Source organism: Paraburkholderia solisilvae, assembly GCF_902859875.1.
Lineage (GTDB): Bacteria > Pseudomonadota > Gammaproteobacteria > Burkholderiales > Burkholderiaceae > Paraburkholderia > Paraburkholderia solisilvae.
In genome coordinates this window covers 23,030-46,372 of record NZ_CADIKF010000024.1, presented here as the reverse complement: position 1 = coordinate 46,372, position 23,343 = coordinate 23,030, and the positions used below count along the sequence as shown (strand labels likewise).

Here is a 23,343-nt window from a genome sequence, read left to right as displayed (position 1 = left end):
ATGTGCGGACTGACCGGTTTTGTGGAATGGGGCGGCCTGCGGGCCGGAGCGGATGACCGCCTGCGGCATATGTCGGACGCGATCACGTATCGCGGCCCCGATGATGTCGGCTACTGGATCGACGGCGACGCAGGCGTTGCCTTCGCGCATCGCCGACTGGCAATCGTCGATCTCACACAATCCGGTCACCAGCCGATGGCGTCCGTTTGCGGGCGGTGGATGATTGTCTTCAACGGCGAGATCTATAACTACGAGCAGTTGCGCAAGGAACTGGATGCACAGGGTTGGCCTCATGGATGGCGAGGACATTCGGATACCGAAGTGCTGCTCGCGGCGATCACGACATGGGGCATCAAAACGGCGCTTGAAAAGAGCGTCGGCATGTTCGCGTTCGCGCTGTGGGATCGCGAGGCGCGCACGCTGACGATGGCGCGCGACCGGCTTGGCGAGAAGCCGCTCTACTACGGCTGGCTCGGCAATACGCTGGTGTTCGGCTCGGATATGGCGTCGTTCTACCGGCATCCCGATTGGCGTGGCGAAATCGATCGGAACGCGCTTGCGTTACTGATGCGTCACAACTACATCCCCGCGCCGTATTCGATTTTCCGCAACGTTGCCAAGCTGCGTCCCGCTTATATGGCGACGTTTACGCGCGGCGGTCGCGAGCCGAAGTTCGAGCGTTACTGGGATTCGGCTCAAGTTGCGAAGCAAGGCCAGCAGACACCGTTCGCCGGTTCGCCGCAGGAAGCGGTCGATCAGCTCGAGGCATTGCTGCGTCAGTCGCTCGCAGGCCAGATGATGGCGGACGTGCCGCTGGGTGCATTCCTCTCAGGCGGGATTGATTCGTCGACGGTCGTCGCAGTGATGCAGTCGATGAGCAGCCAGCCGGTGCGGACCTTTTCGATCGGTTTCAACGAGGCGGGATTCAACGAAGCGGAGCATGCGAAGGCCGTGGCCAAGCATCTCGGCACACAGCATACCGAACTGTATGTGTCGCCGAACGAAGCGCTCGATGTCATTCCGCGCCTGCCGCACATTTACAGCGAACCGTTCGCCGATTCGTCGCAGATCCCCACGTTCCTTGTGTCGCAGATGGCGCGTCGCGATGTGACGGTTTCGCTTTCCGGCGACGGCGGCGATGAACTCTTTTCCGGGTACTCGCGCTATGCGATTGCGGACCGGATGTGGTCGAAGCTTTCTGGTATTCCGCGCGGCCTGCGCTCGGGCGCCGCATCGGCAATGACGTGCGTCGCGGCGAGCAGTTGGGACAAGGTGTTGTCGCTGCCGATGAAGCTCGCGCCGCAACGCTATCAATACCGCAACGTTGGCGACAAGCTGCATAAGCTCGCCGGTGTGCTCACGCTGAACACGGGCGAGGAACTGTACCGGCGGCTAGTTTCGCACTGGACTGAGCCGACCGTGCTCGTGCCGGGCTCGCAGGAACCGCCGACCGCGCTGACTGGCCTCGACGATGTGCCGTCGCTGCCGAACCTCGTTCAGCGAATGATGTACCTCGACCTGATCAGCTACCTGCCGGACGACATTCTGGCGAAGGTCGATCGTGCGTCGATGGCGGTGAGCCTCGAGTCGCGTGTGCCCCTGCTTGACCATCGGCTCGTCGAATTCGCTTCGACATTGCCACTGAATGTGCTTCGACACGAAGGCCAGTCGAAGTGGCCGCTACGGCAGGTGTTGTATCGCCATGTGCCGCGCAGTTTGATCGAGCGTCCGAAGATGGGTTTTGGCGTGCCGATCGACAGCTGGTTGCGTGGACCGCTGCGCGCGTGGGGCGAATCGCTGCTCGATGCGAGCCGGCTGCGTCAGGAAGGCTATTTCGACGCGGACATGGTGCGCACCGCATGGGCGGAGCACCAGTCGGGCGAGCGCAACTGGCAGTACCTGCTGTGGGACGTGCTGATGTTCCAGGCTTGGGCCGAGCATTACAAGGAAAGCCTTGTCGCGGCACCGGGCGTTGCCGCGCGCGAGGGACTGGCTGCCTAGGGTCGACCTCCAGGTTCAGGCCAGGTCGCGCACGACGCCGCGCATGTCATATGCGCAGCGCCGTGCGCGAATCGTACGGTTTTCCGGGGAGTTCTTTTGGCGGGCGCCCGCCCGGGGCCGGCGACCGCAAGCGCATAGCGAATCACACCGCCATTCAAACGATAAGGAATGGCCGCTGCGGCCGCGCGAAGGATAGTGTCGATGGTCATCGCTCATCAAAAGAAAACACACCTGCTGTATTTCGTTTCGGAAGATTGGTACTTTGTTTCTCACCGCTTGTCGCTTGCACGTGCGGCGCTTGAGGCGGGTTATGAGGTAACGGTGGTCACGCGTGTCAAGGATCACGGTGATGAAATCCGGCGAGCTGGAATTCGGCTGATCGATTTTCCGTTGAAGCGCGCGGGACTGAATCCGTTGCTCGAGATGTCGTTTTTGTTACGGCTTTGGCGGATCTACCGGCGCGTGCGGCCGGATATCGTGCATCAGGTGGCAATGAAGCCGGTGATTCTGGGCACGGTAGCGGCCAAGCTGGCTGGCGTGCCGGGGATTGTGAACGCATTGGGCGGCCTTGGCTTTGTATTTTCGTCGTCGAGTTTGAAGGCAAGGCTCTTGCGGCCGCTAATGAGCGTGCTGTTGCGGTTTTCGCTGAACTCCAGGCACGGTGTGCTGATTCTGCAGAATGCCGACGACAGTGAATTGCTTGTGAAGCGCGGCTTCGTGCGACGCTCGGCGATCAGACTGGTGAGAGGTGTGGGCGTCGATCCTTCGGCATATCGGGTGGATGTGCCGGCGGCGGGCCCGTGCCTTGTCATTCTGCCGGCGCGGATGCTGCGAGATAAGGGCGTCTACGAGTTTGTGGACGCCGCGCGGCAATTGCGCGACGAAGGTGTGCCGGCGCGGTTTGCGCTAGTCGGTGAGCCGGATGCTGAAAACCCCGCTTCACTGAAAGAGAGTGAATTGAACGCGTGGGCCAAGGAAGGTTTAATCGAATACTGGGGATGGCGCGACGATATGGCGGAGGTGATGGCGCAAAGCCACATTGTGTGCCTGCCGTCTTACCGCGAAGGGTTGCCGAAGGTGCTGCTCGAGGCGGCTGCGTCCGGCAGGGCGATTGTGACGACGGATGTGCCGGGTTGCCGCGAGGTCGTCCGCAACGGCTTTAACGGCTTGCTGGTGCCTGTGAAGAACGCGGAGGCACTTGCTCAGGCAATGCGTACGCTGGTGCTGGATGCGGACAAACGCAGGCAGTTTGGGTCGAATGGGCGTTACCTCGCTGAGACCGCGTTCAGCGCGCGGCAGTCGACAGAGGCAACGCTCGCGATTTATCGCGAGCTCAGCAGTATAAAATGAGCGTGCTTTAACATGCGCGCAATGAAGATCATATAGCTGGTCTGCATAAGCAGGTAAAAATCATAAGTGCTGCTGCTTCGAAGGCAAGCGGTCCGGTAATTCAAAAAGGGAACCTTCCGATGTCCGGCGTCAAGACACACGAGCAAGAGATCAACGCAGGTGAACGATTCGCTTTCGGCGACAACTGGCAGCGTTTTCTGCAATTGCTCGACGATGAGCGTATTGGCCAGGCCGAGGATAGCTTGCGGAAAATGCTCGAGACAGATTCGTTGGCGGGAAAGACTTTTATCGATGTCGGCAGTGGCAGCGGACTCTTTTCGCTCGCTGCGCGCCGCTTGGGCGCGAAGGTAATGTCGTTCGACTACGATCCTCAATCCGTGGCCTGCGCGGTCGAACTGAAGCGCCGGTATTTCAACGGCGATTCGCAGTGGACCATCGAAGAGGGTTCGGTTCTCGACGCCGACTATTTACGCCGTCTAGGGCAGTTCGACGTCGTCTATTCGTGGGGCGTGCTACATCACACCGGGCAGATGTGGCCGGCGCTGGCGAATGTCGATCAGCTTGTGAAGAAAGACGGCGGCAAATTGTTTATCGCGCTCTACAACGATCAGGGCCGCGCTTCGAAGCTGTGGTGGACGATCAAGAAGGCCTACGTGTCGCTGCCTTCATTTCTGCGCTGGCTGGTCGTCGTGCCGTGCTATTTGCGGCTTTGGGGGCCGACGATCATTAAAGATTTTCTGCGACTCAAGCCGTTTCACTCAATGCGCACGTATAAGGGCGCACGTGGCATGTCGCCGCACCGTGATGTGATCGATTGGGTTGGCGGGTTTCCGTTTGAGGTGAGCAAGCCGGAACAGGTGTTTGATTTTTATCGTGAGCGTGGGTATACGCTATGCCGGCTTGTGACGTGTGCGGGTGGGTTGGGATGTAATGAGTTCGTGTTTCGGCTGGGCAGCTAGCCACGGTTTGCGTTCTTGTATACTGGCGCACCATCAGAGGACGGCAAGGCTAAGCAGGCGATGGAGAAATCGAAGTACATTTCAGGCGTTGACGGCCTTCGAGCGATAGCTGTTCTTACAGTCGTTCTGTTTCACGCAGGATTTTCCGCGTTTGCCGGCGGTTTTATTGGCGTTGACGTTTTCTTCGTAATCAGCGGTTTCCTGATCACGCGCCTGGTCGCCGATGAAGTGGGGTCGACCGGTCGCTTCGACTTCGGGAATTTCTATGTACGCCGCGCCCGGCGTCTGTTTCCCGCGCTGTTTGCCACGTTTGTTGCATGTCTCGTCATCACGTTTTTCCTGTTCACGCCTGAGCACTTCCAAAGATTCGGCGGAGAACTTCTATTTGCATCGATTTCGCTCGCCAATATCTTCTTCTGGAGCGAAGCCGGCTATTTCGATGCGTCGTCAGATTTCAAGCCTCTGCTTCACACCTGGTCGTTGAGCGTCGAAGAGCAGTTCTACCTGATCTGGCCGGCGTTTCTGTTACTGTTGCTCAGGAAGACCGGGAAACGGAGCATATGGATTTGCCTCGCCGGGGTTGCCGCTCTCAGTCTGTACGCAAACTGGAAGTTTCAGAATGGGTTTGATAGTGCGCTCGTGAGTAGAAATCCGTGGCTCGCGACGCACCTCAGCAATGGCGAATCAACCATATTCTTCCTTACGCCATTCCGGATTTTTGAGTTCGTCATCGGCGCAGCGCTGGTCTGGCTCAGACCTCGTTTCAACGTCGACCGTTTGACGCGGGAACTGGTGATGGCAGTCGGTCTGATACTGATCGCTTATCCCGTTTTCCGGTTCGATCAGTACACGGTATTTCCGACATACAACGCGCTGATGCCATGTATCGGAGCCGCGATGGTTATTCTTGCGACTGATGCGCCTGTATTGGGAATGGTAGTGCGTAACCGGGCGTCCGTCGGCTTGGGCCTGGTTAGTTACTCGGTGTACCTGGTACATTGGCCTATCCTGGTGTTCTTCAAATATTGGCAGATGACGCCGATTAACACGGTCGAGCGGATCGCGTTGGTGATCGTTTCGTTGTTGGCCGGGCTGCTGTTGTACCGCTTCGTCGAGACACCGCTGCGCAGTCCGACCACCATTCGTCTGTCGCGGGCGGGTGTAGGTTTCGCGTGCTCATCGCTACTTTTCGCGCTCGCGGCGGTCGCTTCGACGGTATGGGCGAGCGACGGTTTTCCCTGGCGATCTCCACCACTTCCGTCCGCCCTGGAGCGGCAGATCGCGCAGTCCCAGAACAAATACGGCGGCGACGGATTTCCGGAGCCTACGGCATGGATTAACAAGAATTCGTTGGGACGGGCGGATGTCGTCGTGATCGGGGACAGTCACGCTGGACAATACAAGACCGGTTTGAAGCAACTGATCGGTGATCCATATGGAAAATCCGTATTCTTCAGCACGTCGAGTTGCCTGATTATGCCCGGCTTGACCCGGTTCACACCGGAAACGAACTGGGACCGCTGGTGTACGGAGGCCATGAACAACGCGCTGTCGGTATTGAAGCGTAGTCCCGATGCAACTGTGATACTCGCTGAAGCATGGTCATTCCAGATCGTTCGAGCGGCTACGCTTGATGGGCACAAACGTTTGTATGACGGTTACGACTTTGATGCGGCCATCGGGAAGATGAGCCCCTATCTGGACGCTTTCCGGAAAGCCATTGGCAATCATCCGATTTTGATTGTGGGAGAAGTGCCCGGTGCGGGTGTCGAGGATGCGATCGGATGCTTCCGGCGTCCAAAATACTTGCATCCAGGCTGCGACAGGATCTTGTCGACCTCGGAGCAAGACAATCCCGCGCAGCGCGTGAATCGGTTCTTGCAACAATACGCATCACAGCACGAGGGGGTGTCCTTCGCCAGCCCATTTACGGCGCTTTGTGACGGCACTCGTTGCAGAACATTCCAGGGCGGAAAGGTTATTTATTCTGATCAGTTCCATTTATCAAAGTTTGGTTCGGAACTCGTGGTCGATTCTTTCGAATCTCAATTATTGAACGTGTCCTTGCCGAACTCCTCGCGCGCAGGAACCCCTCAAAGCGATTCTTCAACACGTCACACCTTAAGCGTATCGGCGCCTTGATTGTGCACCGGATCGGCAGACGCCGTGCTCCATTGTGGAAGACTTTGCGCGGGCGCGTGAAGCCAGTCTAATTCGAGATCGTCCGCTATAATTTTTCCAGGATAACTTCGGGCGATTGAACATCCCCGCCAGACACGGTGCACATGTGGGCCCACCACCTATTGCGTTCGAGAGGTCTCCGGCTGTTTCTCATTTTCGCTCCATAATGTCGAAATACATTGGCATTTTCGCCACCGCAATCAGTTTCGTCGCGCTTGCCGGACAACCCACCGGCCTTTTCTCCTTTACAGGTCTAGCCGACAATGGCGACACCGCAGTCCTGCGCTTCGATCCTTCGCCTGCAACCACCGGGCGCCTCTTTGTGGTTGACGATCGTACGCATCAAAATTCAAAAACCTTTCCAGTGACCTACCGCGTGCTGCCGCGCGATTCAAAGAGCGAAGGCAACCCCCGCGTCGAAATCACCTTCCCCGATAAACAATCCCTCACCATCTTCTGTGACCCGCTCTCCAGCAACTGCCGGTCGGATGGTTTCGTCACGGAAGGCGGCATAACCTTCGCCTTGCTCTGGCACATCGATCGCCACTAGCGTCAACGCTCCCATCGCCGTCGCAAAACAAGCAAAGAAAACAAAAGATACAAAATCAACAAAAACAAACCCTTACCTGAATTTTGATCCACTACCACTCGCCTATAATCCCCCCAAACTTGCCACAACCTTTCCACCCACCCCAAGTCTCACCAGGCATCGACTTTGCAAGGAGAGCGAATTGACGAGTGCAGTGGTAACCGGGGTCACAGGTCAGGACGGCGCCTACCTCACACAGTTATTGCTCGAGCGCGGCTATGACGTCTACGGCACCTATCGCCGCACGAGTTCGGTCAACTTCTGGCGAATGGAAGAAGTCGGCATCCTCAGTCATCCGAAGCTGCATCTGATCGAGCACGACCTCACCGACCTCAGTACGTCCATTCGTCTGCTGGAAAAGGCACAACCGCGCGAAGTCTACAACCTCGCCGCGCAAAGCTTCGTCGGCGTGTCGTTCGATCAGCCGATCACCACCGCCGAAATCACCGGCGTCGGCGCACTGCATGTGCTTGAAGCAATCCGTATCGTCAATCGCGATATCCGCTTCTATCAGGCGTCGACCTCCGAGATGTTCGGCAAAGCGCAGGCCGTGCCGCAAAACGAAGACACGCCGTTCTATCCGCGCAGCCCGTATGGCGTCGCGAAGCTCTATGCGCACTGGATCACGGTCAACTACCGCGAGTCCTATGACATCTTCGGTGCGAGCGGTATTCTGTTCAATCATGAGTCGCCGTTGCGCGGCCGCGAGTTCGTCACGCGCAAGATCACCGACTCGGTCGCGAAGATCGCGCTCGGCAAGCTCGACACGCTCGAACTCGGCAACCTCGATGCGAAGCGCGACTGGGGTTTTGCGAAGGAATATGTCGATGGCATCTATCGGATGCTGCAGGCAGATGCGCCCGATACCTTCGTACTCGCGACGGGCCGGACCGAGACGGTGCGCGACTTCGTGACGATGGCGTTCAAGGCCGCCGGCACCGCGCTCGAATGGCGCGGCAGCGCGCAGCAGGAGGAGGGCGTCGATGCATCGACCGGCAAGGTCGTCGTGCGCGTGAACCCGAAGTACTATCGCCCCGCCGAAGTGGATCTGCTGATCGGCGATGCATCGAAGGCGAAGGCGAAGCTCGGCTGGCAGCCGCATACCACGCTCGAATCGCTGTGCAAGTTGATGGTCGAAGCCGACCTGAGGAGGAACAAAGTTGGTTTCTCATTCTGATGCCGCCGCGCGCCACGCACTGGTCACCGGCCTGCACGGTTTCACCGGCGAGTATGTGCGCGATGCGCTGGTCGCTGCAGGTTACAACGTCAGCGACGGCGCATATGCGAACGCGACTGCGCCGACCGGTCCCAACCCTGGCAAGGCGAAAGATAGCGTCGCGGACAACCTCGCCGCGCTCGACATCACATCGCTCGAACAATGCCGGCAGGCCATCGACGCGCTACGGCCGACGCATATCGTTCATCTCGCGGCGATCAGCTTCGTCGCACACGACGACGCGCTCGACATGTACCGTGTGAATGTGCTCGGCACACTGAACCTGCTGCAGGCCTGCGCCGATGTCGGACATTGCCCGGACCGCATCCTCATCGCGAGCAGTGCGAACGTATACGGCAACGCGGCGGGCATCGTCGACGAGTCCGTCGTGCCGGCGCCCGTCAATCACTATGCGGCGAGCAAGCTGGCGATGGAGCACATGGTGCGCACATGGTTCGACCGCTTGCCGATCGTGATGACGCGGCCGTTCAACTACACGGGCCGCGGCCAGTCCGAGCGCTTTCTGGTGCCGAAGATCGTCTCGCACTTCGTGCGCAAGGAAGCGCGGATGGAACTCGGCAATCTCGACGTCGCGCGCGACTTCTCCGATGTGCGCACGGTCGCGCAGATCTACCGCGCGCTGCTCGAATCGGACGCCGCGCCGGGCGAAGTCGTGAATGTATGCAGCGGGCACCCGTACACGCTGCAGCAAGTCGTGCAGCTGGTGCGGGAAGCGTCGGGACACGATCTGGAAATTCGCGTCAATCCCGCGTTTGTCCGGCAAAACGAAGTGAAGATGCTGGCCGGTTCCGCGCGCAAGCTACAGCGGCTCGTGCCCGGTTTGCAGCCGATCGACCTTCGCGACACCATTCGCTGGATGGTGCAACCCTGAACCGCGTTGCGCGATACCGCGGGTCTCGCTGGCCCTCGCGTCAGGCTTGTCATTACCGGTTACCTGTACGGGTTCCGTCGAAATCTGGTGTCGGCCATTATCCGAAAATGGTCTGACGATGAAATACATCTGGTTACGGATGTTTCACAAAGTCAAATTCGATCCTTACGGTGTCCACTCAGGGCGTGACGCATCAAGCAAAAAGTCATAACGCGTGGCTGTAAGGGGCGCGCTCCGGTTTATCACGCGGCACCGTCGATCCCTGGCCTCGCGGCCTCCAGCAAGCCGTAGCGCCGGGCACTCTCATTCGAGCATGGTAATTGCAGGCAAGTATCGGCATAATGTCAACGCTTTCGCTTATACACCGTCTGCCGGGCAAAAGCGTTACTTGCCCTACGGCAAAAATAACAATCGATGGAACAGCCTACGCGTTAACCCAAGTTGTTAACCGGGGTGGATTTAACAATTATTAACGAGCTTGCGCATCGCGCGATCTCGATGAGAGAAAAACGAGTTCTTCCGAGGTTATCAACATGTTTCGATCCAGGTCGTCATGGCTGTCGCTGAGCGCCTTCGCATTCGATCTGTGTGCAGTCGCTGCCGCGTGGCTCGTCGCCTATGCGATCCGCTTCAACGGTTCGGTGCCCCCCGTTTTCTGGCACGGCAGCGTGCACGCGCTGATGTGGGTCGTCGTCACCTATGCCGCCGTGTTTCGCCTGTTCGGCCTGTATCGCGGCATGTGGGTCTTCGCGAGCCTGCCGGACCTCGTGCGCATCTCGAAGGCGGTCGGCGCCGGCGCGCTGATCGTGATGATCGGCGCAGTGATGCTGCAGCCGGTGCCGATCATTCCACGCTCCGTGCTGCTTGTGTCGCCGCTGCTGCTGTTCCTCGCGATGGGCGGCTCGCGCGCGATGTACCGCACGTCCAAGGAATTCCGGCTCTATGGCGGCCTGGTCGGCCAGGGCAAGCCGGTCATTGTGCTCGGTGCGGGCACGGCCGGCGCAAACCTCGCGCGTGAGTTGTCGCGCTCGGGTGAATGGCGCCTCGTCGGCCTGCTCGATGACGATAAAGCGAAGCAGGGCCGCGAAGTGTACGGCTACAAGGTGCTCGGCCCGATCAGCGAACTGTCGCATTTCGCGAACGAACTGAAGGCCGATCACGCGATCATCGCGATTCCATCCGCGTCGGTCGACGCGCAACGCCGCGTCGCGACGCTGTGCGTGCGTGCCGGCGTGCGCGCAATGGTGCTGCCGACGTTCGCGGAGCTCAACGAAGGCGAAGCGTTCATGTCGCGCGTGCGCCGCATCGACCTCGAAGATCTGCTGGGCCGCGAGCCCGTGAAGATCGACACGCCGCATGTCGAGGAACTGCTGCACGGCCGCGTCGTGATGGTGACCGGCGCGGGCGGCTCGATCGGTTCCGAACTGTGCCGCCAGATTCTACGTTTCGAGCCCGCGCAACTGATCGCGTTCGATCTGTCCGAATACGCGATGTACCGCTTGACCGAGGAGTTGAACGAGCGCTTCCCCGCGTTGCGCGTGATCCCGGTCATTGGCGACGCGAAGGATTCGCTGCTGCTCGACCAGGCGATGGCGCGTCACGCGCCGCATATCGTCTTCCATGCAGCCGCGTACAAGCACGTACCGTTGATGGAAGAGCTGAACGCGTGGCAAGCGGTGCGCAACAACGTGCTCGGCACCTATCGCGTCGCGCGCGCGGCGATCCGCCACAACGTGAAGCACTTTGTACTGATCTCGACGGACAAGGCGGTCAACCCGACCAACGTGATGGGCGCGAGCAAGCGGCTTGCCGAGATGGCCTGCCAGGCGCTGCAGCAAACCAGCGCCCGCACGCAGTTCGAGACCGTGCGCTTCGGCAATGTGCTCGGCAGCGCGGGCAGTGTGATTCCAAAATTCCAGCAGCAGATCGCGAAGGGCGGCCCGGTCACGGTCACGCACCCGGAGATCACGCGCTTTTTCATGACCATTCCCGAAGCGTCGCAACTCGTGTTGCAGGCATCGAGCATGGGCCGTGGCGGCGAGATCTTCATTCTCGAAATGGGCGAGCCGGTCAAGATCGTCGATCTGGCGCGCGACCTGATCCGTCTGTACGGCTTCAAGGACGAGCAGATTCGCATCGACTTCACCGGTCTGCGTCCGGGCGAAAAACTCTACGAAGAACTGCTCGCGGACGACGAAACCACGACGCGCACCGCGCATCCGAAACTGCGCATCGCCCAGGCGCGCGAAGTGCCGGACCACCTGCTCGACGAATTGCTGCCGTGGCTGATGCAGCGCCGCGTACTGGGCGACGACGAGACCCGTCGCGATCTGCGCCGCTGGGTGCCCGAGTACCAGCCGGCGGTCGCGCCGATGCTGCAAAGCGTGGCGCCGTTCAAGCAGGCGCAGGTCTCCGGCTGAGGCCGTCGGGCGTCTTTCGTGTGGCTGGCGGTCCGGTTATCGGTATCGCTTATGATGGCAGCGTTCGCTGCCATCGTCATTTGCGGGCCTCGGCGCAGGGCGGGACGTTGCGTGCGATGAGGTGGCCGCCATTGCCGTTCACAGTAAAAACATGTCGCGTCGATGCCCACGCTGCAGCGGCATGGCATCGGCATCAGATCAGGAAGCAAGGAACGACAGCATGCAGATAGCCGTAACCGGAGCGAACGGGTTCGTCGGCCGCGCGTTGACCGCGTTGCTGTGCGATGCCGGGCACGACGTCGTCGCGCTGGTGCGCCACACCGGCGCGTGCGACGCACGCGTGCGCGAGCTTCCGATTGCCGACGACAACTTCGCGAGCGTCGCCATGGGCGAGCCGCCGTTGGGCCCTTGCGATACGCTCGTGCACCTCGCCGCGCGCGTGCACATGATGCACGACGACGCGGCCGACCCGCTCGCCGCGTACCGCGCGACCAACGTGCAGGGCGCGCTGAACGCCGCGCATGCCGCACGCGCGGCCGGCGCGCGCCGGATCGTCTTCGTCAGCAGCGTGAAGGCGCTCGGCGAGGGGGAGCCTGGCCGGCCGTGGCGCGAGGACGATGCCTGCGCACCGGTCGACCCGTACGGTATCTCGAAGCGTGAAGCGGAGCAGGCGCTCTTTGCGTTCGGCAGTGAGCACGGTATCGAGATCGCGGTCGTGCGGCCTCCGCTTGTCTATGGGCCGGGTGTGCGTGCGAATTTTCGCGGGCTGATGCGCGCGGTGGATCGCGGTATTCCGCTACCGCTCGGCTCGATCGATGCGCGTCGCAGCATGGTCTACGTCGGCAATCTTGCCGACGCGATCCGCACGCTGGCCACACGCGAAGCGCCGGTCGGCGGGGTGTATCACGTGACCGACGGCGACGATCTGACCGTCGCCGGCATGGTCGAAGCGATTGCGCGCGCGCTCGGGCGCCCGGCGCGGCTCGTGCCGGTGCCGGTCGCATGGCTGCGCGGCGTCGGGCGCCTGACCGGCAAGACCGCCCAGGTCGACCGGCTGACGAGCCCGCTGCGTCTCGACGGCAGCCGCTTGCGCAGCGAACTGGGCTGGGCGCCGCCGTGGTCCGTCGCGCAGGGCCTTGCCGAAACCGCGCGTGCCTACAAGATCAATTGCTAACCGCCGCTATGCCGACGTTTTCTCTGCCTTTATCCGCCACGATCATCATCGCCGCCGTGGCCGCCCTCGCAATTCTGCTGATCCTCCTGCGCACCGGCTGGGCCTGGCGCATCGCCGTCGACATCCCCAACGCACGCTCGCTACACGAGCGCCCCGTGCCGCGTGTCGGCGGCTGGGGCATCCTGCCTGCCGCGCTATTGCTGATCGCATTCTGCGCCCCGCCATTGCGCGGCATCGCGCTCGGCGCATGTGTCCTCGGCCTCGTCTCGCTGATCGACGATCGTCGCGGCCTTCCCGCGCGCGTGCGATTTGCCGCGCACGCAATCGTGGTCGCCGCGACCGTCGTCACGAGCGCGACCGATATTCCGTGGTGGCTTGCCGTCCTCGCCGGCATCGCGATGGTCTGGCTCGTGAACCTGTACAACTTCATGGACGGCTCGAACGGTCTCGCCGGCGGCATGGCGGTGTTCGGCTTCGGCATGTATGCGATCGCGGCCGCGTCGACGCAAGCGCCGCTTGCACTGGCCGCCGCCGCCGTTGCCGGCGCGGCCGCGGGCTTTCTCGTGCTGAATTTTCCGCGCGCGAAAATCTTCCTCGGCGACGTCGGTTCGATTCCGTTGGGTTTTCTCGCGGGTGCGCTCGGCTTCTGGGGCTGGCAGCACGGCACATGGCCCGTCTGGTTTCCGGCGCTCGCGTTCGCGCCGTTCATCGCCGATTCGACGGTCACGCTATTGCGCCGGGCCGCGCGCGGCGAGAAGGTGTGGGAAGCGCATCGCGAGCACTACTACCAGCGGCTCGTGCAGATGACCGGCCGGCATGAATACGTCGCGCTGACTTACTACTGGCTGATGCTGATCGGCGGCGCCATCGCGCTGCTTGCGCTGCATGCGCCGGAACTGATGCAGTGGGGATGCGTCGTGCTCTGGTATGCGGTGCTGGCGATCGTCGGCTGGCAGATCGATGCGCGCTGGCGGCGCTTCAGGCAAAACAGCACGGCGTGATCGTTGCGATATTCGGGCGCTCGCGCCTACGGCATGCGCCGTCGCTCGCGCTCAATGCCGCTGCCCCTTGCGCACCACCATCCACCGCGGCGACTTGAACCGCACAATGCTCACATACAGCCACACATAAGTCGCCGCGAACACCACAACAAAACAGAACAGGTGCACCGTGTGCCGCCAGAACAGCGTCGCCGGAATCACCGCAATCAAACACAGCAGCCATAAATACGGCGACGTCAGCGAATTGCGCTGCGTGAGCTCGCGCGCGGTCTTCACGCCGACCGCCCAGCGCATCAGCCGCTTGTACACGAGCATATGCAGATGGACGCCGTCCGGTATGCCCGGCGACATCCCGCGAATAAACTTCTTCCGGTAGATCGAAAAGCACGTCTCGAAGATCGGGTACATAAACAGCAGCACCGGGTACCACGCGGACACATCGCGATTGCGCATCACCAGCATGATCGACAGTTCGCCGAGCATAAAGCCGATGAAATACGCGCCGCCGTCGCCGAGAAAAATCAGCCCCGCCGGGAAGTTCCAGATGAAGAAGCCCATCACCGCGCCCATCATGATCAGCGACGCGGACAGCACGATCGGGTCGTGCACCTGGAACGCGACGTAAGCGAGCGACGCGAACATCATGAACGCGACCATCGACGCGAGCCCGTTGAACCCGTCGATGATATTGACCGCATTGGCGAGCGTCGCAACCGCGAGCACGGTGACGCCGCATGAAATGGCCGCATAGGTCAGCAGAAAATCGAGCGGCGGCACGCTGATGCGCGTCACGGCGATATTGAGCAGAAAGTACGCGAGCGCGGCAGCGGCCATCGTGCAGATCAGCCGGATCAGCGGCGACACGCGTTTGGTCAGGTCTTCGACGAGCCCCGCGCCGAATGCCGGCAGCCCGCACGCGACGAGAAACAGAATACCGGCGGACACCGCCGGATACGCGCGGTGCAGTTCCGCCGCCGATGCGACAAGGCCGATCAGAATGCCGAGCCCGCCGACCCGCGGCACCGGCCGCGCGTGGAATTTCTGCGCGCCTGCCAGATCGTCGTCGAGCGAGAACCGCTGGTGCAGATGCGCGTAGCGCACGATCAGCAGCGTAAACAGCAGGGAGACGATAAATCCGAGCGCGAAGCTAAGCATGGGAAGGGACCGGAAGGGCCGGGCCGGCCTGAACACAAAACGCACGATTATACAAATGATCCATCGCGCATCCGGCGCGGCCTCTCATGGATTGTCCCTATCAGGTGACACGCTCGCCGCGCCGTTATGACGAGCGCGGAGATTCCAAACCACCACACCCGCCATTCTGTTCCGGAGACCACATGTTGAATCAAATAACAATCCGCGGGGGACTGACTTTCATTATCGTCCTGTTCGTCGCGCTGCTGCTGACCGTGATCGGCGTCGGTTATGGGGCGCTCCAGCAGGCCAACGACGGCCTGCGCGATGCGCAGCACGGTTCGGTATCGCTCGCGTCGCTGAACGCGAGCTCGGAGAAGCTGCTGAAGGTGCGGCTCGCGCTCGGTAGCTACGAGACGCTCTTTAGCGTCGGCAAGGCGACCGCCGAAATGCTCGACGCCGCGCACAAACTGCTCGCCGATTCGAGCAACGACTTCAAGGTCTATGCCGACGGTCCGTTCGCAAGCGACGCCGAGCGCGGGCTCGCGCAGGACGTCGCGAAGGCGCGCGCCGCGCTGGTCGCCGATGCGCTCGAGCCCGAGTACAAGGCGCTCGTCGATAACGACTTCAATACGTTCCGCACCATCCAGGGCGAAACCGCGGACCGCTATTACGCGCCCTATGCGCAGGCCATCGATGCGTTGCAACGCCTGCAGTCCGACAACCAGCGACGCGACGCGCAAGCGGCGGCGCGTCGCTTCCAGATGTCGGGATTCGCGTTCGGCGGTGTGGGTCTCGCGGCAATCGTGATCGGCGTGCTGGCGCGTATTGCGATGTCGATCGCGCTGGTGCGGCCGATCGAGCGCACGATCGCGCATTTTCGCAGCATCGCGGCGGGCGATCTGACGGTCGCCGTCGCGAGCCGCTCACGCAACGAAATGGGTCAGATGCTGGCGGCACTCGCGCAGATGCGCGACGGACTCGCGAGCACCGTCGCCGATGTGCGCGGCGGCAGCCACGCGATCGCGCACAGCGTGACCGAAATCGCGGCGGGCAATCTCGATCTGTCGAACCGCACCGGCCAGCAGGCCGCGGCGCTCGAGCGCACGGCCGCGAGCATCGAACAGCTGTCGTCGACGGTCAGACAGAACGCGGACAACGCGAAGGAAGCGAACCGGCTCGCGCAAGGCGCGCTGCAAACCGTGAGCCGCGGCGCGGACGTCGTCAATCGCGTGATCGACACGATGAGCGACATCACGGGATCGTCGCGCAAGGTGACCGAGATCACCGGTGTGATCGAAGGCATCGCGTTCCAGACCAACATTCTCGCGTTGAACGCCGCGGTCGAGGCCGCGCGCGCCGGCGAGGACGGCCGCGGATTTTCGGTTGTCGCAGCGGAGGTGCGCAGCCTCGCGCAACGCTCGGCGACCGCGGCGAAGGAAATCAAGGATCTGCTCGGCGCCTCGGCGGCCCAGGTCGAACTCGGCGCTTCTCTGGTGACCGAGGCGGGCGGCACGATGTCGGATGCGCGGCAGGCGGTCGAGCGGATGACGGGCATCATGGGCGATATCGAGGCCGCCGCCGGCGCGCAGAGCACGAGTATCGAGCAGGTCAACCACGAAATCGCGCAGATCGACGAGGTGACGCAGAACAATGCGGCACTCGTCGAACAGGCGGCGGCTGCGGCGAAGTCGCTCGAGGAGCAGACTGATGCGCTGCGGCAAGCGGTCGCCGTGTTCCGTTTGGGCGCTTCGATTACACCCGCCATGCACCCCGCCTAAACTTTCGTATCACCCCGCCCAACTTACGTGTTGCGCGATGTAACACATAGGTGGAATGGCGGGGCGCCGCATATCGCGCTAACGTAGCGAAACCGCCTGACACACCAGTGGCCTTCGCGATCCGCAGCGCGAGGACCTCCACGACCAATGATGGGGGCGACTCGATGCATGCGAAACACAGCCGGACCGATCCGTGGTCGCAGACCTTGTGTCTGCTCGATTCCCTGTCTTGCACGGCGGACGGGACGCGAGGCAACACCGTTTCCATCGGCCGCCATGCGCCACGGCGCGTGGCGGCCGGCGCCTGCGCGACCGGCAAGCGCGCCGCGCACATCAGGGTGCTCGACCGGCCGACGAGCCGCACGGCCATCGTCACGTGGGGCGATCCGACCTCGTGCCACTATGGCGACCAGGTGTGGCGTATCGCGCGCGCGTCGAACGACGGCTTTTGCGCATTGAGCGGGCAGCAGATTCGCCGCGGCGACGTGGTGTATCGTCCGTCGCACTATCGGCTCGCGCCGGCCAACGCCGGCTCGATGATGCTCGCCACGTGCGTGCTGATCGCGCCGATCGGACATTGACGCAGCACGACGGGGAAGATCGACGCAACACCGAAGCGATGCATGGAAAATCGCGGGGAATGGAACACGACAAAGCGGGTACTGGCTGGCGTTTTCGAGGAAAACAACGCGACAGAACAAGCAATCGAAGATCAGCAGCAAAGAAACGGGTGTCGTCGACGCCCGAACGATGAGTCACCCTTGACAACGATGGAGGTCCATGTGAACAAGCCGTTGAAGATGTTGGTCGGTACCAGCATTGCCCTGATGTTATCCGTCGGCTTCGAAGCCGTTCATGCGCAGGACGATATGTCCGCCGCGTCCGCACCCGCCGCAAAACCCGGCAAACGGGCCAAGTGGAAAGCAGACCACAAGCTCGAGGCGCAGGTGCGTCACGCGCTCACGACGCATAAGGTCGAGTCGTCCGACATTCGTGTCGTGGCGCGCAGCGGCAAGGTCACGCTTGACGGCACCGTCGAAGATGAATCGATGATCCCGGTGGCCACCACGGCGGCGCAGAGCGTCGAGGGTGTCACGTCCGTCAAGAACAACCTCACGAAGCACGAAGCAGGCAACTGATCTCGTGTGAGAACCGGCTGACGGGTTTCTGTCGATCATCGTCGTGACGCAGAACCCGGCGGCCACTCACGCATGCCGTCGTATCCGCCGCAGCGAACCTTCGCCATTCAATCGATGGCGGTAAATCGCTGCGATTTTCATTTGTAGCCGCACCGTCGGTTGCGTGTAAACCGGTCCACGCGCGCGCTCTGAAAACGCGAGAGCGGAACGGTCTCCTGCATAATGCGAGTGGTCATCGCCGTGCGGATTATGCGGTTGGAATAGCTTGACGGCTGCTTCGCGAGGGCGGGCCGCCATGCGATGCCGCAAGCGCTATGTAGCATCGCGAATAGCCGGCTTGCGCTATACGTTTGTATGATTTGCGGGCCGCATCCCGCGATCTATTCTCTAAAGAGAAAATGGCACGGCCTGGATCCGTAAATTTGCGGAGTGTATTGCTGAAAACTCAGGGTCCGCCGCGTGGATACGTCCCATATCGTTAGCATTGTCGATGACGACGACGCGGTGCGACTCGCCACCGCGAGCCTCGTTCGTTCATTTGGTTGGGATGTCAACGATTTCGCCTCCGCAGAAGCGTTTCTGAATTCCGGCCGCGTCGACCAAACTTCGTTTTTGATTTCCGATATTCGCATGCCGGGCATGTCCGGTATTGAATTGCATGACTGCCTGTTAAAGCAGGGGCATGCGCCGCCGACCATTTTCATTACCGCATTTCCAACCGCGGTGCTGCATGCGCAAACTCAGGCGCAAGGCGCATTGGCTCTGCTGGAAAAACCGGTCGACGCGAACGTCATCGCGCATTGGTTGACCACTGCGCTCGGGTCGCCGTAATCACTGTGCAGTTGCTCTAGGTGTCGTACGTTCAACGGACGGCGGCGCTCGATACAACGGCTTGCCGTGAGCGCCGCGCTTGGCGGATTCAGCGGCAGGTTCGGTCGTCCGTCACGACGCCCGTTCCCCACGCGTGCCGATACCAATCGCTTCGGCCTTTCTGACGAGATCGGCAACTGAGCGTGCGGTCATCTTTTTCATCACCTGACCGCGATGGATCTTCACGGTGATCTCGCTCAACTTCATTTCCGCAGCGATCTGCTTGTTCATCAGTCCGACCACCACGTATTCCATCACCTGCTGCTCGCGCGGCGTCAGCGTGTTGTAGCACGAGCGCACGGAGGCCACCGCATGCTCGGCCTCGATGCGCTTCGCGTCCTGCGCAAGCGCATGCGCGACCGCATCGAGCATGTCCTGATCGCGAAACGGCTTGGTAAAGAAATCGAGTGCGCCGGCTTTCATCGCTTTCACCGACATCGCGATATCGCCGTGTCCGGTCATGAACACGATCGGAATACGCATGTCGGTCTTTGCGGCTTCTTCCTGGAAAGCCAGGCCGCTTTCACCGCGCAGTCGCACATCGAGCACGAGACAACTCGGCGTCGGCGACTTCGGATAATCGAGAAATGCGCGCGAAGACGCGAAGGTTTCCACGCGCAGGCCGACCGAGCGCAACAAAGCGGCGAGTGCGGTGCGCATCGCTTCGTCGTCGTCGACCACATACACCACCGACGGCGCCACCTGCGCCGTTACACCGGTCGAAGCTGAAACTAACTGCTGCGAATTCATGTGTCCCTCCAGCTGCAGCGGGCAACCGCGAATGCTTGCGTGAAACCGCTGCGAGTTCAATTGATTCGTAATCGTTGCATGCAGTATAGGTACTAGATATCCCGTTTTTGCCGGAAAAGAAACACCCAGCTGGAAAAAATATTCCGCGTACCGCCGGTTACGCGACGCTTTTTGCAAGCGGCGGCAGGATGCACTGGAACGTTGCGCCATGCGTCTCATTGTTGAGCGCGACGATTTTGCCTCCATGCGCGTCGATGATCGACCGGCAGATCGACAGGCCCATTCCCATGCCGTGCGGCTTCGTGCTGAAGAATGCGTCGAACACGCGCTCCGCATGCCGCGGGTCGAGGCCGGCGCCGCAATCGCGTACGGTCAGCGTCACGTTGCCGCCCGGCGCGAGACCCGTTTCGATCGACAGTTCGCGCGTCCAGCCGGTGATGCCATCCATCGACTGGATGCCATTCATCACGAGATTGATCAGCACCTGCTGCAATTGCACGCGGTCGCCGAGCACCGGCGGCAGCAGCGGCGCGAGCCGCACCCGCAAAGGGACCTGATGGCTCAGCACTTCGCGTTGCGTAAGCGACACCACGTCGTTGACCACATCGTTCAGTTCGAGCGGCGTCTTTTGTCCGGTATCTTTCCTCGCGAGCGTGCGGATGCGCCGCACGATCTCGGTCGCGCGCCGCCCCTCGCCAATCATCCTGGCAATGCCCGCGCGCACTTCGTCGGGCTGCGGCGGCTGATGGTCGAGCCAGCGCAGGCACGCCTCGCCATTCGTGACGATGGCCGCAAGCGGCTGGCCGACCTCGTGCGCAATCGACGCGGAGAGCTCGCCGAGCGTGGTGACGCGCGTCACGCGCGCGAGCTCGGATTGCGCGTGGTGCAACTGCTGTTCCGACTGCCGCGCCTGCGTGACGTCCATTACCGCGCCCGCGTAGTGGAGCCGCTCCGGCTCGTCCCGCATCACGTGCGCGACCACCTGCAGATGCTTGATTGCGCCGTCGGGCATCACGAGGCGGAATTCGAATTCGAAGTCCTGCTTGTGCGTCGACGCGCGGCCGATGATGTCGCGAAACCGTTCGACGTCGTCCGGATGCACGCGCTGCAGCACGAGTTCGAGGGTCGGCACAATGCCCGGGTCGAACTCGAAAATGCGGAAGGTCTGCTCGGACCAGACCACTTCGCCGCTCCACACGTTCCAGCCGAAGCTGCCTGTGTGGCTCAGGCGCTGCGCTTCGGCGAGATAGGTCGCCTGGCTGCGCCGCAGCGCCTGTTCGGCCTCTTTGCGAGCGGTGATGTCGTTGCCGGTCTCGAGTGTGGCGAGCGCGCGGCCGTTGCCGTTGCGCTGCAGCGACCAGCGGGTTGCGATCGACAGCTCGGTGCCGTCGCGGCGCGTGTGCACCAGTTCGCCGTCCCAGCGCCCGGTGCGCAACAATGACGCGGTAATCTCGTCGAGCGGTGCGGGAAAGCGCGTCTTGAGCAACTGATGGATGTTCTTGCCGATCGCGTCGCGCTTTTTCCAGCCGTACATTTCCTCGGCGCCGTAGTTCCAGAACAGAATCACGCCATCCATATCGCGCACGATCACCGTGTCGTGCGTGAGATCGAGCAGACGCGCCTGCTCGCTGCGCACGTCACCCAGCGCGCGCACGTGCCGCACGAGTCCGGTAATTGCCAGCGACGCGATCAGAAACGTGAGCAGCGCGGGCATGTCCTGCTTGTACTGGACGTCAAAAGACAACACCGGTTTGATGAAGTAGTAGTCGATATACAGCACGGCCACCACGCACAACCCGATCGACATCACGAAGCTGCCCACCAGCGAGATCAGCACGATCGCGATCAAAAAAACCGATTCGGCCGCGATCACGTCGAGCCCGAGCCTGTAGCACAGCCAACTGAGCAGGCCGAGCGTGAGGAATCCGGCGGCCCAGCCGAACACGAGCCGCCGCGCGAGGCTGGGCGGTTCGAACAGATCGGCGCGCATCCAGCGCGTCCATGCATCCCGCCAGCGGTTGCCGCGGTGTGCCGCTTGAAAGAGCGAGGTCATGGGCTTTCGGACAAGGTCACAAAGTCACTCGATCGTCGATGCAAGACCGGAGCGGTCGGTCATCTGTTGATATCGCGGACGTGTCGTGCGCAGCAGCGCATGGGTGCGAGATGGAAGGTCGTGTCGATCTTACATGCGCATGCGCGATGTATATCCCGATGTGGAAAGTATTCCGTCGAAAACGAAAAACCGTGCGATTTCGTAAGGGAATCGTCTGTTGAAAGCGAATGGCGCGAGCGGGTTGACGCAGCCGAACGGTTTGAACGATACGTCGCAGTAGCCGCTTGGGCGCAGTTTAGCGCGTGCATTGCCAGCGGGCCTGCGCATGTGCCGGCGCGTCGGCAAACGAGGCATATGCAGTGCAAGAAGGGTTCCGGCTCCGTATGGCGCGACTATCGGTGCGGGTTGCCGAGATGTTGCGCGCTCAACTTGTGCGTCTCGAGTTCGAGCAGGCGTGCGTCGACGTCGCAACGGCATGCGCGATCCGCTGCGTGGTGTCTGAAGAGCCGCCCGATAGCAATCTTCACAATCCTCATACGGACGAATAGGCGCCCGAACAGGCGAGGCGCCGGACCAGCCGGTGCAGGCGCGCGCCGCGCCGCTGCGCCGGGCTGCGGCAAGCGCGAACGGTGATCGAAGCGGACCTGCAGGACAACGGCGTCCGTGCGATCGGGGCAGTGTGACAGCGGTTCGAGTTTCATCGCGATCCTCAATGGGCGTTGCGTTCATGGCGACAGTCAAGCGCGAGCTTCACGCCGTCCATCGGCGCGGGATCGCCGGTGCCGTCGCAACGAACGCATAGCGCGCAGGCCCCGGAACAAACCGTCGGCCCGCGCGTGGGTTACACCGGATAGCCGCCGCGCTCGACGGCACGCATGCGCCGTTCGAGATCGACGAGGTCTGACGACTGCGAAAGGTATTCGTTGCGGCGCCGTTCCTCAGCACGCTCGATCCATTCGCCCAGCTTTTCGAGGCAATACGCAAACATGATGTATCTCCAATCACTCGTGAAAGGCTCGCGGCACAGCGGGATTCAGGCCGCGACTCGATCGACGTGCACGGAACAGCGAGGGTCTGGCAGGCTCCGGTGCGGCTGAAACCTGTCTGGCTCGTCGATGGCATGCATCGTAGAGATCGAGAATGAGGCGAAAGTGAGCAGCACGAAGCGCCGGATCAGTGCATGTGAGCGAGCATGGGTGCGTCACATCAGGACGCTTCGAAATATTCGAACCGTCCGTCAGGAAAAGGCGGCTTCTTGCGCGGCGCGTCGAACGGTAGATTGATGCGTGTCGGCCCAAGGAGAGACAGTCATGGAAATCAGCATCCAAACGTCAGGACTTCATTTGTCGCGTGTCGAGACGGACGCGCTGCGCGAACATGTGCGCAAGCGGATCACGGAAACCTTTGCACGCGTCGCGCGGCGCATCTCGCACGTGACCGTGCACCTCGAAGACCTCGACGGTCCGCGCGGCGGCAACGCGCTGCATTGCCTCGTGAAAGTCGGTATCGGCGGCGCGACCGCGGTGCTTGCGCAAGGGCGCGACCGGAATCTGTTCGCGCTCGTGAATCGCGTCTGCGCGTGCGCGGCGGGCAACCTGTTCAAGCGCCTGAAGCGGCGCATCGATACGTCATCGTTCAGACGAAAGCATCAGCTCGCGCGCAACGAACCGGCGCACAGCGAACCCGCGCACAACGACCCGACGGACCCCGTCTGACCCGGCGCGCGCGCCGCCGCCGCCAGGTACGCCGGGCGGCGCGCCACGCACTCCTCATTTTCAGATCATTGTCGACGCCTACGATTGAACGCGTCCACCAGCCAGAAGGGGAATTGCC

19 protein-coding genes are annotated in these 23,343 nt (G+C 61.7%); 15 read left to right on the top strand and 4 right to left on the bottom strand.

Translation table 11 applies throughout. The annotated features are described in order from the left end of the window. The 10 genes from asnB to HV675_RS16290 all read left to right on the top strand — a co-directional run bounded on the left by asnB (position 1) and on the right by HV675_RS16290 (position 13,783). On the top strand, positions 1-2,001 hold the full coding sequence (asnB, locus tag HV675_RS16335; protein WP_175111966.1) for an asparagine synthase (glutamine-hydrolyzing): 2,001 nt from the start codon (positions 1-3) through the stop codon (positions 1,999-2,001). A gap of 201 nt (positions 2,002-2,202) precedes the next feature. Then, positions 2,203-3,351, top strand: a complete 1,149-nt coding sequence (locus HV675_RS16330) for a glycosyltransferase family 4 protein (RefSeq protein WP_175111965.1) — start codon at positions 2,203-2,205, stop codon at positions 3,349-3,351. Between the two features lie 119 nt (positions 3,352-3,470). Next, positions 3,471-4,310, top strand: coding sequence for a class I SAM-dependent methyltransferase (locus HV675_RS16325; protein ID WP_175111964.1), 840 nt, complete (start codon positions 3,471-3,473; stop codon positions 4,308-4,310). Between the two features lie 15 nt (positions 4,311-4,325). Beyond that, complete coding sequence (locus tag HV675_RS16320) at positions 4,326-6,452, top strand: acyltransferase family protein (RefSeq protein WP_175111963.1); 2,127 nt, start codon at positions 4,326-4,328, stop codon at positions 6,450-6,452. Between the two features lie 205 nt (positions 6,453-6,657). After that, complete coding sequence (locus tag HV675_RS16315; protein ID WP_175111962.1) at positions 6,658-7,041, top strand: hypothetical protein; 384 nt, start codon at positions 6,658-6,660, stop codon at positions 7,039-7,041. A 181-nt stretch (positions 7,042-7,222) separates the two neighbouring features. Beyond that, complete coding sequence (gmd, locus tag HV675_RS16310; RefSeq protein ID WP_175111961.1) at positions 7,223-8,257, top strand: GDP-mannose 4,6-dehydratase; 1,035 nt, start codon at positions 7,223-7,225, stop codon at positions 8,255-8,257. After that, entirely contained in the window at positions 8,241-9,188 is a 948-nt protein-coding gene (locus HV675_RS16305) for a GDP-mannose 4,6-dehydratase (protein ID WP_175111960.1), read from the top strand. The genes gmd and HV675_RS16305 overlap by 17 nt, the downstream gene beginning before the upstream one ends. Positions 9,189-9,721: 533 nt before the next feature. Beyond that, on the top strand, positions 9,722-11,608 hold the full coding sequence (locus tag HV675_RS16300) for a polysaccharide biosynthesis protein (RefSeq protein ID WP_175111959.1): 1,887 nt from the start codon (positions 9,722-9,724) through the stop codon (positions 11,606-11,608). Between the two features lie 220 nt (positions 11,609-11,828). Continuing rightward, positions 11,829-12,782 (top strand): NAD-dependent epimerase/dehydratase family protein, encoded by a 954-nt coding sequence (locus tag HV675_RS16295; protein ID WP_175111958.1) that lies wholly within the window; start codon positions 11,829-11,831, stop codon positions 12,780-12,782. Between the two features lie 8 nt (positions 12,783-12,790). Next, positions 12,791-13,783 carry an MraY family glycosyltransferase gene (locus HV675_RS16290; RefSeq protein ID WP_175111957.1) on the top strand — a complete coding sequence of 331 codons (993 nt, stop codon included), beginning with the start codon at positions 12,791-12,793 and terminating at the stop codon, positions 13,781-13,783. A gap of 51 nt (positions 13,784-13,834) precedes the next feature. On the opposite strand, the gene HV675_RS16285 is transcribed toward HV675_RS16290, so the two are convergent. Next, on the bottom strand, positions 13,835-14,938 hold the full coding sequence (locus tag HV675_RS16285; protein WP_175111956.1) for an MraY family glycosyltransferase: 1,104 nt from the start codon (positions 14,936-14,938) through the stop codon (positions 13,835-13,837). 182 nt (positions 14,939-15,120) lie between these two features. Here HV675_RS16285 and HV675_RS16280 point away from each other — a divergent pair, with 182 nt between their 5' ends. From HV675_RS16280 to HV675_RS16265, 4 genes are all read left to right on the top strand, one after another. After that, complete coding sequence (locus HV675_RS16280) at positions 15,121-16,698, top strand: methyl-accepting chemotaxis protein (RefSeq protein ID WP_175111955.1); 1,578 nt, start codon at positions 15,121-15,123, stop codon at positions 16,696-16,698. 164 nt (positions 16,699-16,862) lie between these two features. After that, positions 16,863-17,279, top strand: a complete 417-nt coding sequence (locus tag HV675_RS16275) for a DUF3331 domain-containing protein (RefSeq protein ID WP_175111954.1) — start codon at positions 16,863-16,865, stop codon at positions 17,277-17,279. Positions 17,280-17,321: 42 nt separating this feature from the next. Continuing rightward, positions 17,322-17,837, top strand: a complete 516-nt coding sequence (locus HV675_RS16270; RefSeq protein WP_246270320.1) for a BON domain-containing protein — start codon at positions 17,322-17,324, stop codon at positions 17,835-17,837. 459 nt (positions 17,838-18,296) lie between these two features. Continuing rightward, positions 18,297-18,668 (top strand): response regulator transcription factor, encoded by a 372-nt coding sequence (locus HV675_RS16265; protein WP_175111953.1) that lies wholly within the window; start codon positions 18,297-18,299, stop codon positions 18,666-18,668. Positions 18,669-18,779: 111 nt separating this feature from the next. On the opposite strand, the gene HV675_RS16260 is transcribed toward HV675_RS16265, so the two are convergent. The 3 genes from HV675_RS16260 to HV675_RS16250 form a co-directional block, all read right to left on the bottom strand. After that, positions 18,780-19,457 carry a response regulator transcription factor gene (locus HV675_RS16260; RefSeq protein WP_175111952.1) on the bottom strand — a complete coding sequence of 226 codons (678 nt, stop codon included), beginning with the start codon at positions 19,455-19,457 and terminating at the stop codon, positions 18,780-18,782. A 157-nt stretch (positions 19,458-19,614) separates the two neighbouring features. After that, positions 19,615-21,510 (bottom strand): PAS domain S-box protein, encoded by a 1,896-nt coding sequence (locus HV675_RS16255; RefSeq protein WP_175111951.1) that lies wholly within the window; start codon positions 21,508-21,510, stop codon positions 19,615-19,617. Between the two features lie 841 nt (positions 21,511-22,351). After that, positions 22,352-22,498, bottom strand: a complete 147-nt coding sequence (locus tag HV675_RS16250; protein ID WP_175111950.1) for a DUF3563 family protein — start codon at positions 22,496-22,498, stop codon at positions 22,352-22,354. 322 nt (positions 22,499-22,820) lie between these two features. On the opposite strand from HV675_RS16250, the gene HV675_RS16245 reads away from it, so the two are divergent. Beyond that, positions 22,821-23,225 carry an HPF/RaiA family ribosome-associated protein gene (locus HV675_RS16245; RefSeq protein ID WP_175111949.1) on the top strand — a complete coding sequence of 135 codons (405 nt, stop codon included), beginning with the start codon at positions 22,821-22,823 and terminating at the stop codon, positions 23,223-23,225. Positions 23,226-23,343 lie beyond the last annotated feature (118 nt).